Raw genomic sequence first — 542 nt, forward strand, 5'->3', positions numbered from 1 at the left:
GGGGCGCAGGCGAGGGCGTATTGATTGCCCATGTCTCGCAGCAATATCGCTTTGACCATTTGAGAAGGGCGAATGCCGCGTTGTTGCGCGGCATCCTCACTTGTTGTAGCTGGTCTTTGATGCGGAAGCAGACGAAACGTGATGTTTTGGTCGGCAAGAAACTGCATCAAAGGAGTATGAATGGCATTATTCATCATCAAGGCTGTAAGGCAATTCTGCGATGGTCCATTCACAATCAGGCTGAGACGTCAAACGAAGGCGAGTGTCGTCATCCAGATTATTTGGTAACACGATCAAACCCATAGCTTGGTTATCACTGAATTGATAGTGAGTCAGTAACGTGCCGACTGAGCGCCAGTTGTCGCCTACGCTGCGTGCTAGTTCAATCGCATCATCGTTTAACGCGGTCGACGTTGTGCCTTTCACGATGTACATAGCGCGCTTGTTTGTGCCGCGGTATTTCGCTCGAGCTACGGTTTCTTGGCCTGTGTAACAGCCTTTAGTGAAGCTAATGCCACCTAGGGCTTGAATGTTCAAGGCTT

General features: G+C 50.0%; 1 protein-coding gene and 1 pseudogene. Both read right to left on the reverse strand.

The annotated features are described in order from the left end of the window. Positions 1 to 194 (reverse strand): aminoacyl-tRNA deacylase (locus tag R7Z77_RS27945; protein WP_318137380.1); only part of this gene is annotated, 194 nt, incomplete at its 3' end. Then, positions 187 to 542, reverse strand: a pseudogene (locus R7Z77_RS27950) (folate-binding Fe/S cluster repair protein); the annotation flags it as partial. The gene R7Z77_RS27945 and the pseudogene R7Z77_RS27950, both read right to left, overlap by 8 nt.

The sequence above is a fragment of the Vibrio sp. 1401 genome (genome assembly GCF_033340295.1).